The organism is Streptococcus sp. HSISS2, assembly GCF_000448665.1.
GTDB lineage: Bacteria > Bacillota > Bacilli > Lactobacillales > Streptococcaceae > Streptococcus > Streptococcus raffinosi.
The window spans coordinates 1,621,574-1,622,876 of sequence record NZ_CM002133.1; the positions used below are offsets into that span (position 1 = coordinate 1,621,574).

Sequence of the window (1,303 nt, forward strand, 5' to 3'; positions counted from 1 at the left end):
TGCACATAAATAGCTAACATGACTTCGATTAATAAGAGATTGCTGACTATCCCTTGTTGATAAGCACCTGCCAAAAAATCGATGGTAGCATGAAGTAATATCGCCCAGAAATAGAATGAAAGCTTATGCTTAGTGACTGCTAGAAAATCCCAAGCTGTAAGCAAGACCTGTAGTAGTAAGGCAACTAGTCTTTCAAAGAGAGACATAACAACAGCAAAGCCTGTTAATTGATTGACCTGACCTACTAGAAATGAAGGTAACTGACTGGCCTGACCTGAATGGACGGCCTGTAAAACAATGATGTTAGTGAGTAAGCCCATCACTCCAAGCAAGATAAATTCACTAAGACCATGTCCAAAACCGTAAGCTACAATATCAGACGTCATCAAACTTCTTTTCTTTTCGAGAATCTTAAAAACCAAATAGCGTGTTGTTTCTTCAACAAGACCAGCCATAAGTCCTCCATAAACAATGGTAAACCACTTAGAAGAGTGAGTAAAACCAGATAAAACCAAGGCATTGATAGGTCCTTCAATCATCATGACTGGTAAGGCAAAGCCAATCAGTCCCACTAAAAAGAGCTTGAGCGAAAACTTCCATCTTTTCCTCAGGACGATAAAACTTATGATGGCGATAACTAACATGGCAAGAATTGTCATAAAAGGAGTGTTTCCATTTGATTTATCCTTTCATTGAGACGGAATAAGAATACTATCTTGGTGAGAATACCTATTTCTATACTTTTCGAAATAGATTATACGCTTTTCATAGACTACAGTCAATTCTATTTCGAAAAAAATCGAAATAGAATCACAAAAATCGTGAAAACGATCTTTTTTGTCATTTTAATTATTAATCATCACAAACAGATAAATCATCTAAAAAACATGGCGATTGATGACAATCCTATTGCTAGATTAGCGTTACGTTCTGATTCATTTTGGAATTCTGTGAGTGTCTTACTCAATTCACTCAATCCTGAACTCAGTGAAATCCCTTTAGAAAGATTGTCGACAGCTAGAACTTGAATAGCTCTGCGTAACTCTGCAAGAAGTTCACCATTGTCCTTCTTTCCAACTTCTATTTCGTTTTTAAACGTTACGAGCAAGTTTCTCTCTTCTTCAGTTGTTTCTGGATTTAAAATGAGATTATAGATATTGTTTAAGATATCTTCAATTTGGATATTATCACTTTTTGTCAACTAGAACACTCCCTAAATAGATCCTGCTTTTCTCAAGGTAAACATTTGATTTATACTATCATCGAATTCGGAAAGAAATGCTATCTTGGTGAGCACACCTAT

The 1,303-nt window shown here is 35.8% G+C and carries 2 protein-coding genes; both read right to left on the reverse strand.

Annotated features, from left to right (window positions below):
* A partial coding sequence (locus HSISS2_RS07220; protein ID WP_042767079.1) for a YhfC family glutamic-type intramembrane protease occupies window positions 1-659 on the reverse strand: 659 nt, incomplete at its 3' end.
* A 215-nt stretch (window positions 660-874) separates the two neighbouring features.
* Window positions 875-1,201, reverse strand: a complete 327-nt coding sequence (locus HSISS2_RS07225) for a bacteriocin immunity protein (protein ID WP_021146107.1) — start codon at window positions 1,199-1,201, stop codon at window positions 875-877.
* Between the last annotated feature and the right edge of the window lie 102 nt (window positions 1,202-1,303).